This window comes from Alteromonas lipotrueiana (genome assembly GCF_019249245.1).
Taxonomy (GTDB): domain Bacteria; phylum Pseudomonadota; class Gammaproteobacteria; order Enterobacterales; family Alteromonadaceae; genus Alteromonas; species Alteromonas lipotrueiana.
Genome location: NZ_JAESDK010000008.1, coordinates 85,001 through 111,961, shown reverse-complemented (window position 1 = coordinate 111,961; position 26,961 = coordinate 85,001). Strand labels below are relative to the sequence as shown.

General features: G+C 43.8%; 26 protein-coding genes. 12 read left to right on the top strand and 14 right to left on the bottom strand.

The features are described from left to right. Positions 1–39: 39 nt before the first annotated feature. Positions 40–645, bottom strand: a complete 606-nt coding sequence (gene yihA / locus JK130_RS07530; RefSeq protein WP_218353707.1) for a ribosome biogenesis GTP-binding protein YihA/YsxC — start codon at positions 643–645, stop codon at positions 40–42. Positions 646–823: 178 nt separating this feature from the next. On the opposite strand from yihA, the gene JK130_RS07525 reads away from it, so the two are divergent. From JK130_RS07525 to JK130_RS07515, 3 genes are all read left to right on the top strand, one after another. Then, positions 824–1,447: a c-type cytochrome gene (locus JK130_RS07525; protein WP_218353706.1), complete on the top strand. Its 624-nt coding sequence runs from the start codon at positions 824–826 to the stop codon at positions 1,445–1,447. A 946-nt stretch (positions 1,448–2,393) separates the two neighbouring features. Continuing rightward, positions 2,394–2,876, top strand: a complete 483-nt coding sequence (yihI, locus tag JK130_RS07520; RefSeq protein ID WP_218353705.1) for a Der GTPase-activating protein YihI — start codon at positions 2,394–2,396, stop codon at positions 2,874–2,876. A 12-nt stretch (positions 2,877–2,888) separates the two neighbouring features. Further along, positions 2,889–3,341, top strand: a complete 453-nt coding sequence (locus JK130_RS07515; protein ID WP_218353704.1) for a DUF2489 domain-containing protein — start codon at positions 2,889–2,891, stop codon at positions 3,339–3,341. Here the strand turns inward: JK130_RS07515 and JK130_RS07510 are convergent, their stop codons facing one another. Next, positions 3,342–3,926, bottom strand: coding sequence for a DNA-3-methyladenine glycosylase I (locus JK130_RS07510; protein ID WP_218353703.1), 585 nt, complete (start codon positions 3,924–3,926; stop codon positions 3,342–3,344). Between the two features lie 121 nt (positions 3,927–4,047). Here JK130_RS07510 and glyQ point away from each other — a divergent pair, with 121 nt between their 5' ends. The 3 genes from glyQ (at position 4,048) to JK130_RS07495 (ending at position 7,552) form a co-directional block, all read left to right on the top strand. Then, on the top strand, positions 4,048–4,953 hold the full coding sequence (glyQ, locus tag JK130_RS07505; protein ID WP_218353702.1) for a glycine--tRNA ligase subunit alpha: 906 nt from the start codon (positions 4,048–4,050) through the stop codon (positions 4,951–4,953). 2 nt (positions 4,954–4,955) lie between these two features. Further along, positions 4,956–7,028, top strand: a complete 2,073-nt coding sequence (glyS, locus tag JK130_RS07500; protein WP_218353701.1) for a glycine--tRNA ligase subunit beta — start codon at positions 4,956–4,958, stop codon at positions 7,026–7,028. 77 nt (positions 7,029–7,105) lie between these two features. Further along, a complete protein-coding gene (locus JK130_RS07495) occupies positions 7,106–7,552 on the top strand; it encodes an early set domain-containing protein (RefSeq protein ID WP_218353700.1) in 447 nt (148 codons plus the stop codon). A gap of 303 nt (positions 7,553–7,855) precedes the next feature. Here the strand turns inward: JK130_RS07495 and JK130_RS07490 are convergent, their stop codons facing one another. From JK130_RS07490 to dnaA, 5 genes are all read right to left on the bottom strand, one after another. Then, the gene (locus tag JK130_RS07490) at positions 7,856–8,317 is read right to left on the bottom strand and encodes a hypothetical protein (protein ID WP_218353699.1); all 462 of its coding nucleotides are present in this window, start codon (positions 8,315–8,317) and stop codon (positions 7,856–7,858) included. Between the two features lie 191 nt (positions 8,318–8,508). Then, on the bottom strand, positions 8,509–10,932 hold the full coding sequence (gene gyrB, locus JK130_RS07485) for a DNA topoisomerase (ATP-hydrolyzing) subunit B (RefSeq protein WP_218353698.1): 2,424 nt from the start codon (positions 10,930–10,932) through the stop codon (positions 8,509–8,511). Positions 10,933–10,941: 9 nt separating this feature from the next. Further along, a complete protein-coding gene (gene recF, locus JK130_RS07480; RefSeq protein ID WP_218353697.1) occupies positions 10,942–12,030 on the bottom strand; it encodes a DNA replication/repair protein RecF in 1,089 nt (362 codons plus the stop codon). A gap of 90 nt (positions 12,031–12,120) precedes the next feature. After that, positions 12,121–13,224: a DNA polymerase III subunit beta gene (gene dnaN, locus JK130_RS07475; protein ID WP_218353696.1), complete on the bottom strand. Its 1,104-nt coding sequence runs from the start codon at positions 13,222–13,224 to the stop codon at positions 12,121–12,123. Positions 13,225–13,256: 32 nt separating this feature from the next. Beyond that, on the bottom strand, positions 13,257–14,762 hold the full coding sequence (gene dnaA, locus JK130_RS07470; protein ID WP_218353695.1) for a chromosomal replication initiator protein DnaA: 1,506 nt from the start codon (positions 14,760–14,762) through the stop codon (positions 13,257–13,259). Positions 14,763–15,372: 610 nt separating this feature from the next. Here dnaA and rpmH point away from each other — a divergent pair. Genes rpmH through mnmE form a run of 6 tightly spaced genes read left to right on the top strand, consistent with a single transcriptional unit; the run spans position 15,373 to position 19,719 of the window. Further along, positions 15,373–15,507, top strand: coding sequence for a 50S ribosomal protein L34 (gene rpmH / locus JK130_RS07465; RefSeq protein WP_014290886.1), 135 nt, complete (start codon positions 15,373–15,375; stop codon positions 15,505–15,507). 19 nt (positions 15,508–15,526) lie between these two features. After that, entirely contained in the window at positions 15,527–15,883 is a 357-nt protein-coding gene (gene rnpA / locus JK130_RS07460; protein WP_218353694.1) for a ribonuclease P protein component, read from the top strand. Continuing rightward, positions 15,850–16,119 (top strand): membrane protein insertion efficiency factor YidD, encoded by a 270-nt coding sequence (gene yidD / locus JK130_RS07455; RefSeq protein ID WP_218353693.1) that lies wholly within the window; start codon positions 15,850–15,852, stop codon positions 16,117–16,119. Before rnpA ends, yidD begins: the two co-directional genes overlap by 34 nt. 10 nt (positions 16,120–16,129) lie before the next feature. Then, the gene (gene yidC / locus JK130_RS07450) at positions 16,130–17,794 is read left to right on the top strand and encodes a membrane protein insertase YidC (RefSeq protein WP_218353692.1); all 1,665 of its coding nucleotides are present in this window, start codon (positions 16,130–16,132) and stop codon (positions 17,792–17,794) included. A 52-nt stretch (positions 17,795–17,846) separates the two neighbouring features. After that, positions 17,847–18,329, top strand: a complete 483-nt coding sequence (locus JK130_RS07445; RefSeq protein ID WP_218353691.1) for a YajQ family cyclic di-GMP-binding protein — start codon at positions 17,847–17,849, stop codon at positions 18,327–18,329. 4 nt (positions 18,330–18,333) lie between these two features. Further along, a complete protein-coding gene (mnmE, locus tag JK130_RS07440; protein ID WP_218353690.1) occupies positions 18,334–19,719 on the top strand; it encodes a tRNA uridine-5-carboxymethylaminomethyl(34) synthesis GTPase MnmE in 1,386 nt (461 codons plus the stop codon). Between the two features lie 179 nt (positions 19,720–19,898). Here the strand turns inward: mnmE and JK130_RS07435 are convergent, their stop codons facing one another. The 7 genes from JK130_RS07435 to JK130_RS07405 form a co-directional block, all read right to left on the bottom strand. Beyond that, positions 19,899–20,666 (bottom strand): helix-turn-helix transcriptional regulator, encoded by a 768-nt coding sequence (locus JK130_RS07435; protein WP_218353689.1) that lies wholly within the window; start codon positions 20,664–20,666, stop codon positions 19,899–19,901. 105 nt (positions 20,667–20,771) lie between these two features. After that, positions 20,772–21,659: a hypothetical protein gene (locus JK130_RS07430; protein ID WP_218353688.1), complete on the bottom strand. Its 888-nt coding sequence runs from the start codon at positions 21,657–21,659 to the stop codon at positions 20,772–20,774. Then, positions 21,649–24,150 (bottom strand): fimbria/pilus outer membrane usher protein, encoded by a 2,502-nt coding sequence (locus tag JK130_RS07425; protein WP_246587725.1) that lies wholly within the window; start codon positions 24,148–24,150, stop codon positions 21,649–21,651. Before JK130_RS07425 ends, JK130_RS07430 begins: the two co-directional genes overlap by 11 nt. Continuing rightward, positions 24,128–24,817 carry a fimbrial biogenesis chaperone gene (locus tag JK130_RS07420; protein WP_218353687.1) on the bottom strand — a complete coding sequence of 230 codons (690 nt, stop codon included), beginning with the start codon at positions 24,815–24,817 and terminating at the stop codon, positions 24,128–24,130. Before JK130_RS07420 ends, JK130_RS07425 begins: the two co-directional genes overlap by 23 nt. A gap of 5 nt (positions 24,818–24,822) precedes the next feature. Then, entirely contained in the window at positions 24,823–25,524 is a 702-nt protein-coding gene (locus tag JK130_RS07415; RefSeq protein WP_218353686.1) for a fimbrial biogenesis chaperone, read from the bottom strand. Positions 25,525–25,587: 63 nt separating this feature from the next. Then, positions 25,588–26,088 (bottom strand): hypothetical protein, encoded by a 501-nt coding sequence (locus JK130_RS07410; protein WP_218353685.1) that lies wholly within the window; start codon positions 26,086–26,088, stop codon positions 25,588–25,590. Between the two features lie 87 nt (positions 26,089–26,175). Next, positions 26,176–26,625, bottom strand: a complete 450-nt coding sequence (locus tag JK130_RS07405; protein WP_218353684.1) for a hypothetical protein — start codon at positions 26,623–26,625, stop codon at positions 26,176–26,178. Positions 26,626–26,961: the final 336 nt, after the last annotated feature.

Sequence of the window (26,961 nt, the reverse complement as noted above, 5' to 3'; positions counted from 1 at the left end):
TCCCCATCCTCTGTGATGGGGATTTTTTTTGAGCTAACGTTACCCTTCCTGAATTCGATGAAACCACTTATCCAACATTTTTTCTAATTCGGGCAAGCCTTGTCTGTTATGAGACGAGAATGTTTGTACTGTTACATCACCCATAAAGGCCAGTGCCGCTTCCTGAGCCATCATTAATTGCGCTTTACGTTTACCCGACTTCAGTTTGTCTGACTTAGTAAGTAAAGCCAATACCGGAATACCGGCTTCTACCGCCCAGTAAATAAGGTCCTGGTCTAAATCTTTAAAAGGATGGCGAATATCCATCAGTACTACCAACCCTTTCAAGCTTTTTCGTTTTTGCAGGTACTCACCTAATGCCTGCTGCCACTTTTTTTTCATTGCAATAGGGACCTGAGCAAAACCATAACCGGGTAAATCGATTAAGCGCCGCCCTTCTTCAAGTTCAAATACATTAATAAGCTGTGTGCGGCCCGGAGTTTTACTCGTGCGCGCCAGGTTTTTCTGACGCGCTAGCGTGTTAAGAGCACTGGATTTGCCGGCATTTGAACGCCCGGCAAACGCAACTTCAATACCTTCGTCGCCATCAAGATGACGGATATCGGGGGCGCTGGTGCTAAACTTTGCATTGGTGTAATACGTCATGAGGGTCTGTTCCGTCTATACTGCTGGATTATAATCAAAAAATTGTGTGTACAAGATTGTACATTTTTAAAGCATCGTTTTACTATGGGTTTAGATCTTACGATGCATTAATTGTGCTTAATAACAATAATACCACGTATACCAGCCGTACCGCTGGATCCTTTACGGAAGTTAACTTATGAAAAAACTGTGTTTAACGGTGTGTTTATCTTTTGGTTTAGCTGCCACCGCGCTTGCTCAAGGTGATGCGCAGGCTGGCAAAGAAAAATCTGCGGTGTGTGCGGCCTGTCACGGGCCCGATGGTAATAGTGCAATTCCAATAAACCCAAAACTGTCTGGCCAGCATGAAAATTACCTGGTGAAGCAGCTTAAAGAATTTAAACTTGCCGCCACAACCGGCGGTGAAGAAGGCCGTAACAATCCAGTAATGAATGGTATGGCGGCCCCTTTATCAGAGCAAGACATGCAAGATTTGTCAGCGTATTTTGCCGAGCAAAAGCCGATGTCAGGTACCACCACCGAAGCTGCAATTGAACCTGGTCAGGCATTATACCGGGGGGGCGATCTGGAGCGTGGGTTGACCGCATGTATTGCATGCCATGGCCCCCGTGGCAATGGCATGCAGTTAGCGGGTTTTCCTGATATCAGTGGTCAACACCCTGAGTATATTGTGGCTCAGTTACAAGCGTTTCAGTCTGGCCAACGTCATAACGATATGAATGGCATGATGCGAGACATAGCCATGAAACTGACCAATGATGAAATGCAGGTATTGGCTGACTACCTGGCCGGATTACACTAAATCAACCCTGAAGTGTTAATTTAGTGTTAACCAGGGTGTTGTATTCTGTTTTTTTTCGTGTAAGCTACACATCTAGTTTTGGAAACCGCTTCTGGCGGCCTAAAACATAAAACAATAATAATAAGCATACGGATGATCGGATAAAGTGTCAGGAAGACCTTAAACAACAATGCAGGCTCTGTGAAAAACAATAAAAAGTAGAGCAATTTCGGCTAGGAAGCCAATGTAGCACAAGGGGTGCAAAACGGGAGAAGTGTCATACGACACTGAAACATCAAGGTGATGGCGCAAGCCATCACCTTTTTTCTTTTCTGGCCTACCGGCTACCCTATTATAACCGTCAAACATCAATGCGCCCTCTTTAGCGCACAACCAACACTTTGTTTTACCCTTACGATGGCCCTCGAGATTATTTTAATCCGCCTACTGTATTAGCTACGGATATACCCTCTTTTCTACCTGAAAGTCCACTTTTGAAAAGCAGGTCTGTAAAAACTTACCTCCGCTTGTTACAGGCTATAAGTGTGGTTGCAACTTCACATCTCTGATGACAAATATACTGTGGAAAAACGATTCTCATATGCAGGTTTATAGCCTTTTCTATCTGTCTTTAACCTCAAGTGCTTCAGCAAATTTATAAGGTAATGGTTTGTACTGAGGTCGTTGAAGATTTTCGCTCGCCTAAAATCGGTCTGAATTGTCTAGACAGATGTTCAATAATTCAGGGTGGCTGCGTTTCAGAACAAAGTGGGTAAGGAGTGTAAAGCACGTTGTTCTTTGAACTATAAAAACAATCTGACCCATGTAAGTTTTTTAATGATGAAACTTTCTACTATATTGGGCGTAAATATGATTATCATTGGCAACTTGTTAGCGCCGATGTCGTATTAATGCACAAGCAAAGTTATACTATGCCTTACTAATTCAAGGTATCAAAAGAGCAACTATGTCGTCTCGAAGCAAGAAAACCAGAAAAGTCGGTCAAATCGGGGTAAGAAAAGATCCTGACAGAAAACCACGCGTCCTTGTTCCACAAGGTAAAAAGAAAGGCAAAGGTAAACCATCAGGTACCCGTAACGCCCAGGAGCAAGTTGCTGCATCATCAGGTCAGCGTAATATCAATAACGACCCTCGTCATGGTAGTAAAAAACCTGTCTCACTAACCAAAGAGGCAAATACACCGACCTACGCTACGCCTGCTGAAGAGCTGGCCGCTATTGAGGCCGATAGTAAATTAATGCTGTTACTGGACAAGGCTGATGAAGGCCAAACCATAACCAAAGCTGAACAGCGGTATATGGATGAAAAAATGTCGAGGCATCGTACTCTTTGTGAACTTTTAGGGATAGATCCCGATGAAGACCACGAGGAAGACACTGACCCACTTGCGAATCTTGATGCGATAAAGATGGATGATTTTAAAAAATAAAGAGGACTATTCATGACCACGACCATCGTGATTATAATAGCGATAGTCATAATACTGGCGTTAGGCGTATATGCGGGCCGTTTGTTGTATATGTTAAAACAGCAAACTCACCGCCATACCGCTGCGCGCAATAAGCGTACCCATTCGATTACCGAAAGTATTGTTGTTATTGCCAAGGCGATGGAGCAACAACAATGTGATTTGTCTGAAGGCACTATCCGAATTGTACATTTATTAAATGCACTACCTTTAGAGTCACCGCCTAATTTTGCGAAAAAATTTCCAAATATTCATACCCTGTTCGCCCAGGTCAATGGCTTTGCTATTTTGGAAGAACGTAATAAGTTGCCAAAACCTGAAAAACGGCGCCAGGATCTGGCTCGCGAAGAAATTGAAGCCGAGTATGAAACGAAAGTCGTTGCTGAACTACCCGATATCAAGGCGTATTGTCAAAGCATTGCCTGATTAATCTATTGCCTCCTGACAGGCTGCTGTATAGCAATAACAGTCTGTCTGGTGGTCCATGACCATTCCCACCGCCTGCATAAAGGCATAACAGATAGTTTCGCCTACAAAGGTAAACCCATACCCTTTCAACGCTTTTGCCATAGCCTTTGATTCAGGGCTACTTACCGGCACCTCTTCTGCCTTTACCCAGTGATTTATCTGAGTTTTACCCTTGGTAAACTGCCACAAAAATTGGGCAAAAGACTGTTGCTGCTCAATTTTCATAAACCCATGCGCATTTTTGATGATACTTTCGATTTTAAGCTTATTTCGAATAATACCGGGGTTTTGCATTTGCCGGTCAATATCCTGTTGAGTCATCTTGATAATACGGGCAGGTTCAAAGTTGAAAAAAGCGGCTTCATAGTTAGCTTGTTTTTTTAAAATAGTTAGCCATGACAATCCTGCCTGTTGTCCGTCTAAACACAGTTTTTCAAACAGCCTTTGGCTGTCGGTTTCAGGTCTCCCCCAAACAGTGTCATGATATTGCTGATAAACAGGATCCGCAGTAACCCACGCGCATCGCTTTATTGGTTCACTCATGCCGTAATCTCGCATTTTGATGTTGATTTAATACGCATTTGGCGCTTTAGCCCTACATACTGTGCCAGACAAATTGTATACTATGCCACCTTTGAATAGTTAAAAACGAAGCAGCGATTGTATGCATAAATACGATATTAAAACCTTTCAGGGGTTTATCCTGGCCCTACAAGACTACTGGGCCCGTCAAGGCTGCGTCATTATCCAGCCACTGGATATGGAAGTTGGCGCCGGTACCTTCCACCCCATGACCTTTCTTCGCTCGTTAGGACCAGAACCTATTAACAGCGCTTATGTTCAGCCATGCCGCCGCCCTACCGATGGTCGTTATGGTGAAAATCCAAACCGGTTACAACAGTATTATCAGTTTCAGGTCATGATGAAGCCTTCTCCGGATAATATTCAGGAGTTGTATTTAGGCTCTTTAAAAGAGCTGGGCTTTGATCCGTTAGTCCATGACATCCGCTTTGTCGAAGATAACTGGGAGTCACCTACATTAGGCGCCTGGGGCTTAGGTTGGGAAGTTTGGTTAAATGGCATGGAAGTCACTCAGTTTACTTATTTTCAGCAAGTAGGCGGTATTGAGTGTAAGCCGGTTACGGGTGAAATTACCTATGGTTTAGAACGTTTGGCCATGTACATCCAGGGCGTCGACTCTATTTACGACCTGGTCTGGACCGACGGCCCAATGGGTAAGGTAACGTATGGCGATGTTTTTCATCAAAACGAAGTCGAGCAATCTAAATACAACTTTGAGTATGCCAGCGTCGATTTTTTATTTACCACGTTTGATGAGTGTGAAGCGATGAGCAATAAGCTTATTGAAGCTAATCTTCCTCTACCGGCTTACGAGCAGGTTATGAAAGCTTCCCATGCATTTAATCTGCTAGATGCGCGTCATGCTATTTCGGTCACCGAACGTCAGCGCTATATTTTACGTGTCCGAACACTTGCCAAAGCCTGTGCTCAAAGTTATTACCAGGCCCGTGAAGAACTTGGCTTTCCGCTTTGCCAGAAGGAGTTGTAGTTGTGCGCACAGAAAATTTACTGATTGAACTGGGTACCGAAGAGCTGCCCCCCAAGTCACTTAAACAGCTTGGGCAAAGCTTTGCTGACCAGTTTCAGCTAGCTTTGGAGGGCGCTCAACTGGCATTTGAGTCGGTTAGCTGGTTTGCAGCCCCCCGCCGCCTGGCTATCTATGTTTCAGCATTAGCAGAATCGCAGGAAGATACGACCGTAGAAAAGCGGGGCCCTGCTATTAGTGCTGCATTCGATGACCACAACGAGCCGACTAAAGCCGCGTTAGGTTGGGCGCGTGGCAACGGAATTGACGTAGCCGATGCTCAGCGCATGGTTACGGATAAAGGCGAGTGGTTACTGCACCATGCACACATACCCGGTCAACCCGTAGCGGCATTGCTTGAAAGCCTGTTAAATCAGGCTTTATCTAAGTTGCCTATACCTAAGCCCATGCGCTGGGGTAACTATAACACGCAATTTATTCGCCCTGTTCACACCCTGACAGTGCTGTATGGCGGTCAGGTTATACCGGTTACCGCACTAGGCTTGAATAGCGATCGTTTGGTTTTGGGCCACCGTTTCCATGGTGATGGACAGTTTGAGTTAGATCACGCTGACAACTATGCTCAGGCGCTTAAAAAGCAATACGTTATGGCAGACTTCAGTGAACGTGCTGAAGTAATAAAAAATCGTCTTGAACAAACCGCTGGCGATCTTGAACTTACTCCCGATTATGATACTTCACTATTAGAGGAAATCGCTTCTTTAGTAGAGTGGCCGGTTGTATTAACAGCCTCGTTCGATGACAGCTTTTTAGACGTTCCTAAAGAAGCGCTTATCTATACGATGAAAGATGATCAGAAGTATGTGCCGCTGCTTAATCGTGACGGCTCATTGGCCAATACCTTTCTTTTTGTCAGCAATATAGATAGTCACGATCCGTCCCTTATTATCAGTGGTAATGAAAAAGTAATTCGCCCTCGATTGGCCGATGCTGAGTTCTTTTTTAATACCGATAAAAAGCACACTCTTGAAAGTCGTTTGCCTAGCCTGTCATCAGTATTGTTTCAAAAACAACTGGGTACTCTGGAAGAAAAATCACAGCGTATAAGTTCTCTGGCTGGTTACATTGCTGGAAAAATTGATGCAAACCAAGAACATGCTAGTCGAGCAGGTTTGTTATCAAAAACTGACCTTATGACTGAGATGGTGATGGAATTTCCTGAAGTTCAGGGCGTTATGGGCATGTACTATGCGCAAAACGATCAAGAGCCAGAGTCTATCGCCAAGGCTTTGTACGAACAGTACAAACCGAGATTTGCCGGCGACACCTTACCTTCGCATCCGGTCAGTGCGGCTGTGTCGCTGGCTGATAAGCTCGATACATTAGTGGGTATCTTTGGTATCAGTCAGCTTCCTAAAGGCGACAAAGACCCCTTCGCGCTTCGCCGAGCTGCTATTGGCGTATTAAGAATTATTAGTGAGAATAACTATAGTCTTGATTTGACTGATTTGGTCGATAAAGCTATTTCGGTATATGCTGGCAAGCTGTCTAATGCTGATACACAACAGCAGGTCATCGATTTTGTACTGGGACGCTTTGTTTCGTTGTTACAGGACCAGGGTGTTAGTACTGACGTTATTCAGGCAGTTTCTGCTCGCCGCCCTACGCGCCCGGCTGATTATACTGCCCGTATAGCTGCGGTCGCTGAGTTTAAGCAACGTGATGAAGCCGAAGCGCTGGCCGCAGCCAACAAACGTGTCGCAAACATTCTTGCCAAACAAGGCGTATCAGGCGAGCCTCAAATTGATGAAAGCCTGTTAAACGATGAAGCTGAAAAAGTGCTTTATCATGCGCTGATGGATGTGAAAGAAACCGTCACCCAGTCTGCGGCACGACATGATTATCGAGAAGTATTAAGTGCTTTAGCCACCTTGCGCGAACCTGTAGATACCTTCTTTGATAATGTAATGGTAATGGCCGAAGACGAAAAAATTCGTACAAATCGCCTGGGGTTATTATTGCTGTTACGTAGCCTGTTTTTGAAGACTGCTGACATTTCACTGTTGGCGAAATCTTAATCAGCCAATTTACGTAATAACTATTTACTGACTATGCCCGGCATTTTTGTTGGGCATTTTTTTCCGAGGATACCGTTTTGAAAAAACTCGCATCTATCTTCATAGCCGCTTTCCTCACAGGCTGCTCATCCAATAGTATCGTGAACAAGTTACCTGGCATCTCGTCTACCCCACAGGTAGAGATGTCGAGTCTGTATTTACGAGGCGTATTTAACTGGTGGGAGGCGACTGCACCATACCAATTAACAGATGGCAGTAATGGCTGGTACACTGATATCGAATTAATTGCCGACGGTCAACCTTACGACTTTAAAGTGGCTGACAGCGTGTGGACACCAGCTCAAACCTGCGGAGCGAGCTACCAGGGGCTGCAGGTATCAGTATCTGAATCGGTAGCGCTCAAATGTGGTGAACAGGTAAAGAATCTTCAGTTTACTCCCAATACCACAGGTACGTATCGGTTCCTATTTGAGAAAACTGATGCTGATGAATTGAAGCTTTCAGTGACTTTGAAAAAGCGTTAAATGACGCTTATCTTAGTGTATATCTTATCGTTAAAAAGCCGCTTCGTGGGCGGTTTTATAAGCGCTCGTGCATAGGCGTATAAAAATTGATCTTCAGTCGCGCCGCATACTAACAACCTTGCCTATAGATTTAAAAATCTGTTGCATACTCAAGATTTCAGGTTTTTAACAGCTCCCCTTACCCAATGCGGTTTGTTTGAGTTTTACTTTCTACTAATAGTCATCAAATACTAAGTAATAATGCTGCTGTGTTAAAGCCGGGGTATTGCATCAATGACTGCTTCTACGCAAGGTGGTTTCTTTTCAAAATAGTCGCCTGTTTTTTTTTAAATTATTACTCTTCACTATTAACGAACCAAAGCCAGGATACTCAATAGCCAGAGTAAGCTCATAGTTGCGTAAAGCGACACCTGGGAAATCACGATGACCGATGGGATCGAGATATTTTTCAGCGCTTTTATCGTCTATATAGCTAATGAGTTGCTCTTTCCAGATACTGGCATACGATAGCTCACCTGCAGACAATACCAATCCAGGGTCAAACTCATACCCGCCATTTTCATGTTGCTTTAGCATAACCAGATAGGACTTGAGAGCATTGACATCTAACCTATCGAGTCCATAACTGACATAGGCTAAACTTCGCAAAATATGTCGTTTAATCTTATTAGTAATCGCTTCCTTTTCACGGTAAATTTTTTCAGCAGCTGTTATTTCATGTATTACCAAATAAGAAAGTGGAATGGAGATGTTGCCAAGAATCAATAGCTGTTGAGCTTCCTCTGCATTGTTTAAGCACACCGTTACATTAAGGCATTCAAAAATTTCGTATTGTTATCAATTACCGTGTGGCAAACAAAAAAGCCATACTCAAGAGTATGGCTTTTTATTCTGTGAACCTGATAACTCTTAGCGTTTACAACAGCTATTTTGTAACGCTAAGGCTATTTGACAAACTACACGTCCAGGTTTTCAACCTTAAGCGCATTTGCTTCAATAAATTCACGTCTGGGCTCTACCTGGTCGCCCATCAATGTCGTGAACAATTGGTCACAGGCAACGGCATCTTCAATTGTAACCTGCAACATACGGCGACCTTCAGGATCCATCGTGGTTTCCCACAACTGGCCCGGATTCATCTCGCCCAGCCCTTTATAGCGCTGAATGTATTGCCCTTTCTTAGCTTCACCCATTAACCACTCAATGGCGGCCTTAAACGAATCAATAGGCTTGCGACGCTCGCCACGCTGGACATAAGCGGTGTCGCCCATCATTCCATTAATAGACTCGTTCAAGTCACGAATACGGGTATATTCTGTGGATTCGATAAAGTCATGACCAATTTTATATTCATAGTCAATACCATGCATACGCATAATAATTGAGATATAAAACTCGCTTAGCTCTTCGTCTCGCTTAATCTCATACCGGTATGTCGCGCCATCATTCTCTTTATCATTTAGACTACTTACAAACTTATCAGCCACCGAGTCTAATATTGATTTGTCTTTAAGATCGGCGACATTCAGTGTAGGTGAATAAATAAAGCGATATAAAATGGCAGGTGGCATCAGGCGATATAAACGCTCAATCATTTTTTCAACGCTTTGATACTGCTTAACCAGATTTTCAAGGCCCACACCCGAAATACCCGGAGCGTCTTCATTGGTGTATAGCGCGGTACCATCTAGCGCAATATTAGTCAGGTATGCGGTTAAGGCATCATCATCTTTCAGATATTGTTCCTGCTTACCCTTCTTAACTTTGTACAAGGGCGGCTGAGCAATGTAGACATAGCCTCGTTCGATAATTTCGGGCATTTGACGATAGAAAAAAGTCAGCAACAGTGTACGAATATGCGAACCATCCACGTCTGCATCGGTCATGATTATAATGCGATGATAACGCAGTTTGTCAGGGTTGTACTCGTCACGGCCTATCCCACAGCCAAGTGCTGTAATAAGTGTTGCCACTTCTTGTGAAGAAAGCATCTTATCAAAACGGGCTTTTTCAACATTAAGTATTTTACCTTTTAAAGGCAAAATAGCCTGATTTTTCCGGTTCCGGCCTTGCTTAGCCGAGCCGCCTGCAGAGTCACCCTCCACAATGTAAAGCTCAGACAAGGCAGGATCTTTTTCCTGACAATCGGCTAATTTTCCTGGCAAACCAGCTAAATCTAACGCACCTTTACGGCGTGTCATATCGCGAGCTTTTCGAGCGGCTTCACGCGCACGTGCTGCATCAATAATTTTTGATGCAATGGTTTTGCTCACAGTCGGGTTTTCTAACAAAAATTCTGACAACTTCTCATTCATTGTCGACTCAACAGCCGGACGAACTTCTGAAGACACCAGCTTTTCTTTGGTTTGTGAAGAAAACTTAGGATCCGGAACCTTGACCGAAACTACAGCCGTCAAACCTTCACGTGCATCATCGCCGGTGGCTGTAGTTTTATTCTTTTTGTTAAAGCCCTCTTTCTCCAGGTAGGTATTCAAAGTACGTGTTAGTGCACCTCTGAAACCAGCCAAGTGCGTTCCGCCATCGCGTTGAGGAATGTTATTAGTAAAGCAGAAAATGTTTTCCTGGAAGCTGTCGTTCCACTGCATTGCAACTTCAACCGCAATACCGTCTTCTTCACGCTCCATCGTAAAGTGAAATACCTGATCATGAATCGGTGTTTTTTTCTGGTTTAGATATTCAACAAAAGCGCGTATACCACCTTCGTATTTGAATAAAACTTCTTTACCATCACGCTCATCTTTAAGACGAATAGCCACCCCTGAATTTAGGAACGAAAGCTCGCGTAAACGCTTAGCCAGTATTTCATAATGAAATTCGGTATTAGTGAATGTGTCGTGACTTGGCCAGAATCGAACTGTTGTGCCCGACTTGTCAGTTTCTCCCACTGGCTCTAAAGGTGCCTGAGGTACACCGTGTTGATATTCTTGCTCGTAAGATTTTCCAGCACGTCGAATTCGTAGCTTTAATTTACTTGAAAGTGCATTAACTACCGAGACGCCCACTCCATGTAGACCACCAGAAACTTTATAAGAGTTGTCATCGAACTTTCCGCCGGCGTGTAGCACGGTCATGATCACCTCTGCTGCCGACACCCCTTCTTCTTCGTGAATTTCAGTAGGTATGCCTCGGCCATTATCTGAAACTGATACCGAACCATCTGTATGAATCTGTACAACAATCTCTGAGCAATAGCCCGCTAATGCTTCATCAATTGAGTTATCGACGACCTCAAATACCATATGGTGCAGACCGGTTCCGTCGTCTGTATCACCAATGTACATTCCAGGACGTTTGCGAACCGCATCTAAGCCTTTTAATACTTTAATGCTGGATGAGTCGTAGTTATTTTGCTCTGACATAATTAGCTTTTACTCCTCTGACACGCGGCCATGTTCCACGTGAAACATCTTTTTATCATTGTATTTATCTACAAATTCGAGCTGCTCGGACTCTATTGCACTTACAAATATTTGTGTGTCCATTCCGAGTAACCCATCGATAAACCTTTCCCTTTTATCAATATCAAGCTCCGCTCCTACATCATCTAATAAGAAAATGCTTTTACGGTTTGTCTGTTTAGAAAACAGGGCGGTTTGAGAAAGCTGCAATGCGGCTACTGCCATTCGCAACTGTCCTCTCGAAAGAATTTCTTGTGCGTTTATTCCATTTACCTTAAATCGGATATCCGCTTTGTGAGGGCCTGATGAAGTGTGTCCAACCCTGCTATCGTATTCGTATTTTTTCTCTAATGCCTCAGATAACGATGCATCTTTTTCCCACCCCTTATAATACGAAATTTCGAGCGAAAACTCAGGTAAAAATTCGCTAGATATCACTTTAAATAGGGGTTTTAATGCTTCCATATAGTCCTTACGCATCAAATCGAGCTTTTCTCCCGTCACTACCAGCTGTTCCTGCCAATAACGAGACTCTGAGCTTGTGAGCGACACTTGCTGTTTTAATAAAGCATTGCGCTGTTTGAGTAATTTTGAATACGTCGCAAATAGACTATGGAAGGATTGTTCCACGTGGAACAATCCCCAATCAATAAATCTTCTACGCTCTGACGGTGAGCCAATAACTAAGTCTGTACTTTGAGGCGTGAATAACTGAACGGGTATAAGACTCACCAAATCTGCCAATCGATGGGAATGCTTACCATTGATAGCACAAGTGAACTGGTCTGTGTCTTTTCTTTCAATACCTATTTTAAACGGCCGGTAATCTTCATCTGTCCCCTTCGCAAACACACTAAAAGCATCTTCATTATGTTGTATCACTGACCGATGTTTAGAGGTGCGAAATGAACGCCCAAATCCCAGATAAAATATCGCTTCTAATAGAGACGATTTACCACTTCCATTTTTGCCGGTGATCACAGACAAGCTTTGAGAGGGCCTTAGCTCGGCCGAGGAAATGTTTCGAAAGTGAGAAAGCTGGATCGTTTCCAGTTTCATAACAGCCTATGCAAGATAAAAGGTGACCTAGAATTAGTAAACTGAAGTAAAGAAAAGGCGACCTAAACCGTCGCCTCTTAAAAAAATAGATTAAAGACGCATAGGCATGATGACATATAGCGCGGCATCGTCAGCAGCATCTTCTATAAGTGCACTTGAATTAGAATCAGACAGCGTCAACTTAACCTGCTCGGCTGACAGCGAGTTTAACACATCAATGAGATAGGCAACGTTAAAGCCGATTTCTAATTCCTCGCCCTGATAGTCGACATCGACCATTTCTTCAGCTTCTTCCTGCTCTGGGTTATTTGCAGTAATTTTTAATTCGCCAGAGGCCAGGTTTAGTCGAACGCCTCGAAACTTTTCATTAGACAAAATAGCCGCACGAGAAAATGCTTCTTTTAAAACAGCTTTACTCGCCAACACTGTTTTATTTCCATCGCGGGGTAATACACGTCGATAATCTGGAAAACGACCATCGACTAATTTGCTGGTGAATATGAACCCTGTGCCTTGTAAACGAATATGATTTTCACCAATTTGCACACGTAATAATTGATCGTCGTCGCCGATTAAACGCGATATTTCTAAAACACCTTTACGCGGAATAATAACCTGCCGCGCAGGTAACGCAGACTGGGTATAATCAAGACGGCACAATGCCAGTCGATGACCGTCAGTGGCCACAGAACGCACTAAATTTTCTTCAGTTTCTAATGAAAGCCCGTTCAGGTAATACCGTACATCTTGTTGGGCCATTGAAAAATGCGTACTGTCGATGAGCTTTTTCAATTCACCACAGCTGAGTTCAAATTCAACTTCGCTCTCCCAGTCTTCTAAATTGGGATAATCGTTGGCCGATAATGTAGATAAGGTGTAACGCCCCCTGCCCGCACGCAATAGCGCCTTGTTGTCGGTAAGTGAAAACTGAATCGTTGTGCCTTCAGATAAACCTCGAATAATATCGAAAAGTTTTTTTGCCGGTACGGTAATTTCGCCTTCAATAACGTCGCCTTCTAGCGTAACGCTCGACACTAATTCTAATTCTAAATCAGTACCGGTTAACCATAACGCGCCATTGCTTACTTTAATTAACACATTAGATAAAATTGGAAGCGTATGGCGACGCTCTACGGCTCCTGAAACCATTTGTAATGGCTGTAAAAACTGTTCTCTGCTGATTGTAAATTTCATCGGCTTTTGGTCTCGCGTCGTACTTGAATTAGTTAAGAAGACAATGTTCTTATTAAGTTTTTATAGTCTTCCTTTATATCATGACTTTCTTCTCTAAGCTGCTCTATTTTACGGCAGGCATGTAGCACTGTGGTATGGTCGCGCCCACCAAAAGCATTACCCAGCTCAGGCAAACTGTGGTTAGTGAGCTCTTTGGCTAAAGCCATCGCCACCTGACGTGGGCGCGCTACGCTTCGACTACGACGCTTCGAAAGAATGTCTGACACTTTTATTTTGTAATAGTCTGCGACGGTTTTTTGAATATTATCTACGGTAACCAACTTTTCCTGCAACGCGAGTAAATCGCGCAATGCTTCACGAACAAAATCAATAGTAATAGGTCGGCCGGTGAAGTTGGCATTAGCAATAACTCTGTTTAGCGCGCCTTCAAGTTCCCGAACATTTGACCGCAAGCGTTTGGCGATAAAAAATGCGACCTCATTAGGCAATTGCATTCGATTTTCAGCTGCCTTGCGCATTAAAATTGCTACCCGGGTTTCAAGCTCGGGGGGTTCAATAGCAATCGTTAACCCCCACCCAAAACGTGATTTAAGCCGGTCTTCTACCCCGTCTATTTCTTTTGGGTATCGGTCAGAGGTGAGGATAATTTGTTGGTTGCCCTCTAACAAAGCATTAAAGGTATGAAAAAATTCTTCCTGAGAGCGTTCTTTGTTCGCAAAAAATTGAATATCATCAATTAACAAGGCGTCTACAGAGCGATAGAACTTCTTAAAGTCTTCTATCGCGTTATTTTGCAGGGCTTTCACCATATCTTGTACAAAACGCTCAGAATGCATATAAACAATTTTGGCGTCTTTTCTATTTGCCACTATGCCATTGCCAACCGCGTGCAATAAGTGGGTTTTACCCAGGCCCGTACCCCCATAAATAAACAATGGGTTGTAGGAGCCTCCGGGGTTATTGGCAACCTGAGTCGCCGCAGCCCGGGCTAACTGGTTTGATTTACCTTCAACAAAGTTATCAAACTGATAGTTAGGGTTTATATTACTTTTATGCTTCATGCCTTCAGGAATAGGTATAACATTAGGTGAACGTACCCCAGCCTGATTGCCCCTGGCCGTAGCTGACCTATTATTAGCATCTGAATGATTGGCTACCGCAGCAGTATTACGATGGGTCTGATAGCCAGCCTGATACTGATCGTTAGTCGAGTCAGAAGACGCGCTCTGGGAAACGTTTCTGGGGTGCGTGACGGTTGTTGTACGTGGGGCTACTGAAGGTGCCGCTGGTGTTGAACTAACTCGGGAGATAACCTCTAAACGCAGCTCAGGCGCATCAGATCCGCAAAACTCCTCAAACAGTTCAGTAATTTTGTCTCGGTACTTATCCCGAACCCAGTCAAGAACAAAGCGGTTGGGAGCAAACAAAGTAATACAACCGCTGTCTTCGTCAGCCGTGAGCGGTCTTATCCACATACTAAACTGCTGGGTCGGCAATTCTTGACGCAAGCGGTCAAGACAATGATTCCATAACGACATGTAACTTAAAACTCCGGGTAACGCTAAATCGCCAATTTATGCAAAAACACATCATTTATATGGGTGTGGTAGAAAACAGCAAAAAAGAACGCATTGGATTGGCTTAGGCGATGAATTTATTTTTAGATCTTATCGCTGTGGATTATCTTATTTTACTAACAAAATGTAAATGGGGATCTGTATAGATCGCTTCGATCTTATTATGTTTTTATGAGAACCTATCACCTGAGATCTTTGCCTGCGTATAAGTCACAGCAAAGGATCTGACTTATTTTAGATCCAAGCTATGGTTATATCTTATTAAGATCCAGATCAATTTACCTGTACAAAAAGACTGTGGATAAAACTGTGGTAACTTCCTATTTATACACACCAGGATCAGGCCTGATTTTTACAATAATGCTATGAACCAGGCCATTAGTTAAAAAATAACCAAATAATGTGGCTTATTCGGTCATTACGCATTGACACAAGGCCCCGAGATCTCTAGAATTCGGCATCCTTTTTGGATGGGCTGTGTTAGTTACCTAACGACGTAAAAGACTTTTTGTCTGCTTTCTTCGTTATTTCAATACCGCCTGTGTTTAACTAAATAAGTGAGACTTTGGTCATGAAAAGAACATTTCAACCGAGCAACTTAAAGCGCAAGCGTTCACACGGTTTTCGTGCTCGTATGGCGACCAAAAATGGTCGTAAAGTACTAGCGGCACGCCGTGCAAAAGGTCGCGCTCGCCTTTCTGCTTAATAAAAGAAATAATATTAAAGTGGGTGAAAATCAATTTTCCAGGGAGTTACGTCTGTTAACTCCCTCCCACTTTACATTTGTGTTTGAAAACGCAATACCAGCGGTATCTCCTTCCTTTACTCTTCTTGCCAGACCTAATCAACTCGATGCTCCCCGGCTTGGAATAACTTTATCGAAAAAACGCGTGCGTAAAGCACACGACCGTAATCGTTTAAAACGGTTAATTCGTGAAAGTTTTCGTCATCGAAAAGATAAATTGCCTAACGTCGATATTATTGTGGTAGGCAAAACTGGTGCAGATAAACTTTCAAATGAGGAAGTGTTTGCCACGCTTGATAAGCAATGGAAAAAGTTAACCAAACGCTGCATAAAATAGCCATTTTTTTGCCTTTGGCGTTTATCAAATTATACCAGTGGTGTATTTCCCCGATGCTGGGGCCGCGATGCCGTTTCCATCCTACCTGTTCGTTTTACGCAATTAATGCTCTAAAAACGCATGGATTAGTAATTGGCGGTTGGTTATCGTTCAAACGCATTATAAAATGCCACCCTTTGCATTCGGGTGGTTATGACCCGGTGCCTGAAAAATACGACACTAAACACTCAAAATAAAGAGACCTCTATGGAATCGCAACGTAGTTTTTTGTTAATTGGCCTGGCTTTGGTCAGTTTTCTGCTGTGGCAACAGTGGCAGAAAGATTATGGGCCTCAACCCGTACAGCCAGTTCAATCTGAACAATCAGCCCAACAGCAGGATAACGGAATTCCTTCTGCCAGTATCGATGCTAATGGTGAAGATATGCCTAACACCAGCGGTGATGTACCCGGCATGGCGGCAGCGCCGCAGCAAAATCAAAACCGTTTGGTACAGGTACAAACCGATGCCTTAAACATCAGTATCGACCTGTTAGGTGGTGATGTAGTGTCAGCCAATTTACAGGATTTTCCGGTTACTCAGGGTTCTGAAGAAACCTACAGTATGTTGCGTTCGCAAAACGGATTGTATGTGGCGCAAAGCGGTTTGATTGGTCGCAATGGTCCAGACAGCAATGGCAAGGGTCGTCCGCGTTATGCAACAGAGCAAACCACTTATGAGCTAACCGGAGACACCCTGGAAGTGCCGTTGGTGTGGCAAAGCGCTGAAGGCCTGACGGTAACCAAAACCTTTGTATTTGAAAAAGGTTCGCACAATGTCACCGTTAATTATCAGGTAGCAAATAACACCGGGTCGCCCGTGAGCATGCAGCAGTTTGGTCAGTTAAAACAAACTACCGTGGTGCCCGATGGCGGCAATATGTTTATGCCAACCTACCGTGGTGCAGCTTACGGTACCGATAATGACAGCTATGAAAAGTACACCTTTGATGATATCGAAGATGACAATCTGAATCTGTCGACTGTGGCAGGTTGGGTAGGCATGCTGGAGCATTATTTTGTATCCGCCTGGGTACCGCCACAGGATCAAAAAAATGAAATCTACTCAAAGTTGTCGGCTAACCAGTTTGCGATTCTCGGTTTTAAGGGCCAACCCGTCAGTATTGGAGCAGGCGACAGTGCTACTATCAGCGCTAACCTGTATATAGGCCCCAAAGACCAGGACATTCTGGCAGGGATGGCCCGAGGACTGGATTTGACGGTGGATTACGGTATTTTATTTTGGATATCGCAACCGTTATTCAGCTTACTGAAGTTCTTGCATAGCCTGGTGGGTAACTGGGGTGTAGCGATTATCCTGATCACCGTGGTGGTGAAAGGTATTATGTACCCGCTCACCAAAAAGCAGTATGAGTCGATGGCGCGTTTGCGTAATCTGGCGCCTAAAATGCAACAGCTTAAAGAGCGCTTTGGTGATGATCGTCAAAAGATGTCTCAGGCGATGATGGAGCTGTACAAAAAAGAAAAAGTAAACCCCATGGGTGGTTGCTTACCGCTGCTGCTGCAAATGCCTATCTTCCTGGCGCTTTACTGGGTGCTGCTTGAAAGTGTGGAATTACGTCATGCCGACTTTGTATTGTGGATCACGGATTTATCTACCAAAGACCCCTACTTTGTCTTGCCTGTACTTACCGGTGCCAGCATGTGGTTACTGCAAAAGCTGCAACCTACAACCGTCACCGACCCTATGCAGCAAAAAATAATGCAGTTTATGCCAGTGGCTATGAGTGTGTTCTTCCTGTGGTTCCCGGCCGGTCTCGTATTATATTGGTTGGTAAGTAATATCATCACGTTGATTCAGGCTAAAATTATTTATGCCTCGATGGAAAAACGCGGTCTTAAAACTAAATAACGTTGAACATCAGCCCGCCTTTGCGGGCTGATTTGTCTTAAGGAGCAAAACTATGCCTTCATTTGATGTGGTATCTGAGATAAACATGGAAGAGGTGCGCAATGCCACCAACAACGCCAATAAGGAATTGGCCACCCGCTTTGATTTTCGCGATGTCGATGCCAGCTTTGAATACAAAGATGAGTCGGTGCTTATGACAGCCCAGGCTGAATTTCAGCTGCAACAGATGGACTCAATGTTTCGTGGTGCCTGTGCCAAACGCAATTTGGACACGTCAGCGTTGGAAGTTAAACCTATGGATCAGCATGGTAAAACTTGCCGTCAGCACATTGTGTTTAAACAAGGTATTGAGCAACCTGTGGCCAAGAAAGTCGTTAAAGCGTTAAAAGATGCCAAGTTAAAAGTGCAGTCCTCAATTCAGGGCGATCAATTGCGTATTACCGGAAAAAAGCGTGATGACCTGCAACAGGCTATTGCTTTGATTAAATCGGAAGATTTTGGTCAGCCTTTCCAGTTCACCAACTTTCGCGACTAGTTTTATGCAACAAACCTCCTTCAACGAAACCATTGTTGCCCAGGCTACTGCACCCGGGCGTGGCGGTGTAGGCATTGTGCGGGTCTCTGGGCCTAAAGTAATGGCGGTGGCCAATACGATGGTTCCGGCACCTCTTGAGCCTCGTGTGGCTTCTTACACCGCGTTTCACGATGTTCACGGCCAAATTATCGATCAGGGTATTGCTCTTTATTTTAAGGGACCCAACTCGTTTACCGGCGAAGATGTGCTTGAGTTTCAGGGCCATGGTGGTCAGATGGTCATGGATATGTTGATAGATGCGGTACTCCAGACTCCTGGCGTGCGCCTTGCCCGTCCCGGTGAGTTTAGTGAACAGGCATTTATGAACGACAAGCTTGATTTAGCCCAGGCAGAAGCCATTGCTGATTTAATCGATGCCAGTTCGCAGCAGGCAGCACGCAGCGCATTACGCTCGTTGCAAGGAGAGTTTTCGCACGCCATCAGTACTTTGTCAGACCAAATTGTGCATTTGCGTATGTACGTAGAAGCGGCTATCGATTTTCCTGATGAAGAAATCGACTTTTTATCTGATGGTAAAGTTGCCGGCGACTTAGACGCCATTATTACTTCTTTAGCGAAAGTTCAGGCCGAAGCCAAACAAGGTACCCTGCTTCGCGAAGGGATGCAGGTAGTGATTGCCGGACGCCCTAATGCCGGTAAGTCGAGTCTGCTTAATGCTTTGGCTGGCAAAGACAGCGCCATAGTAACAGATGTCGCGGGTACCACCCGCGATGTGTTAAAAGAGCACATCGACATTAATGGCATGCCTGTCCATATTATTGATACTGCAGGGCTTCGCGACAGCTTTGATAAAGTAGAGCAAATTGGTATTGAGCGAGCGTGGCAGGCTATTGCCCAGGCTGACCGCGTGTTGTTTGTGGTCGACAGTACTCAAACTCAGGTTATTGACCCCTATGCAATCTGGCCTGAATTTATGGCTCGCTTACCACAAAACATCCCCACTACAGTAGTACGTAACAAAGCAGACTTATCTCACGAAACTATAGGTGAGCAAGTACTTACTACTGAGCATGGCGATATTACTGTTGTAGGTTTATCGGCCCAGACAGGCGATGGTGTTGCCCAGCTACGTGAACATCTGGCTGTAAGTATGGGGCTTGATACGACGACTGAGGGGCAATTCATCGCCCGACGTCGCCATCTGGATGCATTGGCAAAAGCGGGTGAGCATATCGACAGTGGCCATGAACAGCTTAACAATAGCCTTGCAGGTGAATTACTGGCTGAAGAATTACGTCTTGCGCATCAGGCACTCACAGAAATCACCGGTGAATTTACTTCAGATGACTTATTAGGTCAGATTTTTTCGTCATTTTGCATCGGCAAATAATAGCCGGTTATCAAATTATCAGTGGTACAGAATATTACCGACCCGAAGAAAATGTAGGTACATTGCGCAGGCCTATCAGGGTTATTCAGCCACGCTATAAAAGCAGAAATAAAGTGACGGTCATAGAGGAGTCCCTTCCCTCTTTTTTAGTTAACTTAAGCCATTATTTAAATCATTGTTTAATTTAACTGGGTTTTGTCAAAGCGGCTGACCTGCCCGTTTACATGAGTCATCGGTGCAGTCAGCTTATTAGAACGTAAATGACTGAACTTTTGAATTGCCTCTTTGCGACAGCATACATTTAACTTTTTATACAACTTATAAATATGTGTTTTGACCGTACTTTCTGCCACAAAAAGCATTTCTGCAATTTCCAGGTTCGACATGCCTTTCACTAATTGTTCTAAAATTTGCTTTTCACGCTTCGTCAGACTGCTGTTATTAACTTCCTGCAGACTAAGCGCATAGGGTTTATAGTCTAACAGCATCTTTGCCATTACTTTTCTTGGAAGCCAGAAGTCGCCTGACTCTACCGCTTCAATACACCGGCTAAGATAATCTATAGATGTATTTTCGTGCAGCACGCCCTTAAGATTCGGGCAATAAAACAGCATTAAATCGGTAGTATCAGAAGGCACATCATAGACAATTACATCGATATCAGGTACCTGCTTCACAATGAAATCAAAACAATCGCGTTCGGTTAGTAATTGATTTGCCACTATTATGACTGAATAAGGTACCGAAGGTGTTGAAGCCTGCAGTTGTCGAATACTCTTTCGGGTTGTTTTAAACCGGTGATTCTTTTCTAACTCACGCTGTATAAACTGGCTTTGGATACAGTATTCACCAATAAGTAAAATACGTGTCTCTTTCCCCGATTTGCTCGTTTCATCTGACATAGTCAACCTCATGGTATCGTTTTGACGACCTGTTGTTATCTGCATTGCTATTCTTGTCATAAAATAGCAGCACCATGTTTCGATTTGAGTGGTATCTGGAATAATTTCGCAGACGCCTATTTTGTTGTTTATTGTTAGCGCTTCATTGCTTTAAAACTGCAAAGACAAATGCGGCTCTATTGAGATGTACAGCGTATCCTGATATTTACCAGCGGGCTTATTACGAGTATCACCAATAGTCAGTTGCAGCGGTACGCTATGACCTGATGACGCCGATAAAAATGGCAATACCGTTTTTAATTTCTGTAAATCAACTGTACGATTATTGAACAATACATCATAAGGGATATCCCAGCGAGTGTCATCTGATTGATGTCTTAATCTTCCCTGATGCTGGGAAGTCAGTACTATCTGATAAGCCGAGTTACTTTGAATCCAGAGTTTCGGTACCGAATTAATCACTTTATTAGTGTTTAGTACGCCCATATCCAAATCGTAATGCTGCTGGCTCAGCCCGTAAAACTGCACTTTGGATACCGGCGGTACCCAAACCCTTACATTCAACGTATCGGGTGGCACCATGTAATCTGATTTAAAATCTGCGTAAGCCAGACTAGCATTCAACTGTGCCTGATAGTTTCCTGCAGGTAACCACTGCCCCGACTCGTAACGCAATTTAATCAGGGCTTCAGAAGATTGTTCATTCAGGGTTACTTTCCAACTATTGGCCTGTCGGTAACCGTGAGATCCTGCCCAATCAAAGCGTAAACGTTGCGATTCGGGGCCTTTTAAAGCGGTCTCTCCTGTGTCCATATCAAGGGTAACCTGTATCTCGCAAAATTCTCCGACAATTTCGCTACGAACCCGAAAAACAGAAATGAGACTAAACGGGCCCGGAGCAAACGGATCATAACGGTTCTGGCCCCCTACCGGCTCTAAATGCAAGGGTCCATACTCACAAGCAGCCATGCTGACGCTGACATTTGTAAGCAATAAGCCAATAGAACATAGCAATAAAAAAGAGGCTTTAGTCCACATAAAGCTCTCCCAGTCGAATCAAAGTGGTACTGTCTTCATCTAATGAAATCTCTAAAACCTGCTGCTCAGCGGTATCCAAGGTAAGTCGATAACGTCCGGGCCTTAGCCCTGACACTGCAAAAACTCCGTTACGATTAGTAAAAAATTGCACTGAGGCTTGGGATTCATCGCCGAGATAATTTGCCTCGCCTGCCACCAATGCCAATGGCGTTTTAGTCTGGCTATTTAACAGCTTTCCAATAACCGTAAGCACCGAATCCGACCCCACTTTTAAGTGATACCCACGTCTATATGCTGGTTCGAGCCAAAATGCACCATCGCCTAAATCGTAACCCGGCGGCAAGTTTTGCACGTCAAAATCAATCAGCTGCTGACTATAAGCGACCAAATCAGGCACCAGCGCCGGCGCTTTGCCATAACTGAATACCCGGGCGTGTTCGCCATCATGAGCCGGAGCTATGGCTAACAAATTGTCTTGCAAACTGCTGTGTTTTGAAACGATGGCAAATGCTTCGCGCACCGGCCGCCCAACGGTTACCTTGTTACCGGCGAAAGCCAGCGAACTGCTTAGTTCAATGCGCGTATTGTGGGTTCTTAGCTTTTCGCTAATGCTTTGAAGCCGCGTGCCATGGTCAGCAATAATTTGAAAGCGATTCGCTGAATAGTTAACGCCTGCATCAATATCAGCGTCGGTTTCACGATGGTCAGTTACCCCAGCGTAGGCAGAGATTCCGCCAGTATTACCTATATGTTGCTGATACGTGGTTTCAACGGCAAGCTCATCTTCATTACTATTGTAGCGCCCTACCGTACGGGTAGTTCGACTAAACGGCCAACTTAGGGTAAGGCCTATGCCCCATTCATTATCTTCTGTCTGATTATGCTGAAAGTTAACCCGGGCGCTCCAGGTGGCGGGGGTATTAAAGAAGTTTCCAGACAACCCCGGACTCATTATCCACACATCATCGTTAGTGTTTTCGCCCTTACGGTAATTAAAGGTGATGGCTGCGCGCAACTTTTCACTAATTTGTATTGAACCGAACGCCGAAATAAAATGGTTAGTCGTATTAAACAATTGTTCTATATCTAATACCGGTTCTCGTTCAATATGATTAATCCCCACAAAGTTAGTAGAACGGTATTCGTACACAAAGCTAAACTGAGGTTGCCAAATGTCTTGCTTTGCAAAAATAGCATCAAAAGCCAGCCGATAAGCTTCACCAAAATGATTCACTGAGTCTTTACTGCGCGAAGCCGCCAGCTCAGTAACACCCAGCCCGGTAGCAAATACCACCCTGCCCCCCAGCTGATGGACCGCTTCGCGTCGCTGACCATTCACTCCCACGGTCAGCCACGGCGTCACTCCCACCTCTAAGTAACCATGTAATACTTCTTCATTAGATTGATAACCAAACTTATTTTCAATTAATACTCTTGGTACGCCATACAGCAGACTGTATTCAAACTCACCGACCGCCAGTAAATCATTCCCGGTAGCTACCGAAAACTGAATAAGTTCACGCTGACCGACAGAATTGGTGATCACCAATTGCACATCGTTAGTTCCCTGCGCCAACGGTATGTCACTTAAATCGTAGCTGCCGGCTCCCAGGCTAAGCCGCTGAACCACCACTCCATCAACAATGACGTCAACTTCAGAGGTGCGCAGTAACGTGAACTGCTGGTTAGCGGTGGGACGAGCATTACGTGTTGGGATCAAAGTAAAATCGCGGGTTATTCCGATTCCCAATACATCACTAGCCTCCTGAAAACTTACCCCAGGATTGTACATATCCCCGAGCACTAGTCGTGTCCCCGCTTCAGGAAAGTCAATATTCAGACGCGTGCCTTCGCGTAAAAATTGAGCATCTTCGCGCGATGTGTTTTCAAAGAGTGCTTCATATTCAAAATTGAATCGACCAATATTTAAGGCCGAATCAATTCTACCTCCGTATATACTCTGGCGCTCATTACGCTCAAGCAAAGTTTCAATTTCGTTGCCAGTAAGGTATAGATTAACGAAACCGCTGAAAAATTCAGGGGCTACAAATTCAGCGTGCACCGAGTCTGATTGTAATGAGATGGTTTGGGTCAGACTAACTTCACTGGGCACAGTCACTATGCATTCCAGACTGCTCATATCAAACATCAAATCCAAATTCGCCGAGCGAAAATCTTTTGGGCTGAGCACGTCACCCGGAATTTTTCGCAAAATGTCCAGAGCCTGGGCAATAACCACCTCTTCCAACAACGCTATGGTGCTGTCTTTGGGTAATAAAACTTCATCATCTGCAGTAAGCGTTACATGGGCTTCACCTAATATCGTGTCACTCATGCGTAGTAATGAAGTCAGTTCAATATCGCGTCCGGTCGGATTCAGGCGTACAGAAGTTTCGGTGGCATGTAGCCCTGCAGAGGTAGACATCCACACCAGTAGCATTACATAAACAATCCCGTAGGTGGCCCCGTTACAATCTGCTTTCTCGGCCATGGTAATCACCGGCAGGAAGCGTTGAGTCTGAATCAACAACTAAGGTGGTAAGCGGCGCGATAAATCGCTCGCCCAACAACGTACTGATACTTGCTTGCAACGTTGAGTCAGAGTCTTCAAAAATAAGGTGTTTAGAATAGGCAAACCGATCACCATGGTTAGTGAGCTGAGCTAACCCATTATGATCGATGTGAAGAACCACCTGAGAACGTTGTCGCGGGGTATACACATGCAGCAGCGCGTTGTAGTTAATCTGAATATTTACCCCAATATCTGATTCTGCTTTATAGTCAGCCGCTTCTTGATTTGCCAGTTGAATATGGGCAAAACGTACAAAGAAACTTTGCGATGAAGACAATGCGTACGCCCCACTCCATTGCACTCGAAAAGCTTGTTTTTGTCCGGGATCTATCATTGCGGCCGGAGGAAATATCATCAGGTTAGTTGCTGGTTTGATTTGAACCTGGTAACTGCCCTCTTCGTCAAATAGCAAAGGATGAGCCGAAGCCTCTAACGGTAAACGGGCGGTGGTATTATTAGTGATAATCACCTGTGCAAAGCCTTTCTTTTCGATATCCAAAGTCATTACGGTAGGATTTAATATTATCGAAAAGGCGAAGGGACAATATAACCAAACCACGACACCTAAATAATAAATTGGCTTCATTGTGATCAGTCCTGAGAAATATCTATAGAAACCGTTTCAACATTGAAGTTTGCTAATGGCTCCATTTCAAAATACCGAGTAGAATTGGGTAAAACTAAAGTACCGTTTATATGTTTACTAATTTGTGGGCCTTTTAATAAAGCGGACTTAACACCATCAGAAATATTTAATCTTGCATTAGTAAGACGACCATAGCTTTTTCCCGAATTTACTACCGGTACAATCCATTTGTTTCCTTTTTGTTGAATACTTTCAACATTTAGATCTGCAAAGGTATTATCAGGGCGTACATTAATTAACGTATTAAACTGAAAGAGCAAGCCTACTTGGGCAGTCTGTTCGCTTTGACGTAAAACCTGAACCTGTTTAATAGACACACGATATGCTTTTGATTCTGCAATAGCAGGGTCGCCCAAATATCGAATCATTACCGATTGCGATCGACCGGGCTTGATAATAGCGGTAGCGGGAATAACCAGTAGTTCGTCATCAGCGGCAACACGAGTTTCTTCGCCGTACTTGTCCATGGTCATGGAGTAAGAGAATAGTTCCACCGTAAGCGGCTTATCAGAAGTATTGTCGATGCGCATCGACATTTGAGCCTTATTACCAAAAGGTCGCATTTCAGCCACCATGGGCTCAACTTTAAAGGCATATGCAGATGAACAAAGAATAAATAACGCAATAATACTTATCCAGCGAAACATAACGATTTCCTTGCTAAAAGCGTTAAAAAAGGAAGCTGGAAATCCAGCTTCCAAAATATTTAACTAATTAGAAGTTATATTTACTGTGAGTGTATCTGAATAACCGCCAGCCCAGGGAGAGCCTTCTGTAGTCACCACCGAAAGTGTTCCGGTGGTGCCCGATGCTAATGTTGTTGAACCACCATAAGAATGATCGGCAGAAACATTATTTAGTCCAGGGCCGCCTGGCGCTGACAACGTAAATGAACTAAGACCACCGCCCGGTGCAAAGGTAGCATCATAAGTCAGGGCAAAATCTTCATCATCATCAGACTCAAGGCCACCTTCAGCACTGGTCATGGTAACCGTAGCACCATCAACATCGTTACATTGCAACCCTATATTTGTAGATACGCTCTGACCTGATGAAACTACACTACCGAAATCAAGAAGTTGAGTGAACAAACCGCTTACTTCACAAACCGGCGAAACAAAACCTACTAATTGCACATCACCCGGCGCCGCACTGACTTGAGAAGATAAAACGACGGTTACTGCTGCTGCACACATTGTTAACTTTTTCATCACTATATTCCTTTTTGAAGAGATATCATGTTATTGAGCCCAAACCGCAAAGAGCTTAAATTTACTGTTAACTTCACAGAGAGTGTTTTACTGACTGACATTATGAAGTGACGGAAATACGTCAATTGCGATAATGTCGGTGTAAGAACCCGCATAAAGCAGGTTTTCTTTCAGAGTTATCTTTATTTGTCCGCTAGCGGCAAATGGAATAACTCCTGAACTGTTAAAACTATGTCCCGCCATAAGATCTTTACTTGTCGCTACAGCAGTAAAGCTGGCTTTTTCAATATTTAATGAAAATAAATATTCGATAGCTGGGAAGTTTTCTTTTTGTTGTAATTTTAAACCACCATTTTTTGAGCTTATCGCCATACTCATAGCCTGATTACAATAAACATCTAAGGGCAGTGTTTTTTCTTTAACACCAGATAGATCTACTTGATTTCCGCCAGAAAAAATAATTTCACATTTAGATTCTATGCTGCCGTAGATAGATAGTGATAAATTGTCGGCATAACTGATATTTGATGAAATCAAAAACAGGCCCCATACCCATCGATACAATATTTCTCTGAGATATTGCGTTTTCATTTTATTAATTAGTTTTAATGTTGTTACGAGCTAAACTATAGGCGTTAATCTTTAGACTAAAGTAGGAATGAAGGTGGAATATGTACAAAAAAGTTGTATAAATAGTCGTATATACCTAATTTATTTTACAAATCTGATAATTATAAATATTCATTAAATTTAGATATTTAATCACATACCGGTAAGGGGATGGTGATTAACCGTTTGTGCGCAACCTTCTTTACAAGGTGATTAATGAAGGTCGCAGAGCAACCCCGTTTGTGGGAAAATAGCCCTGCTACA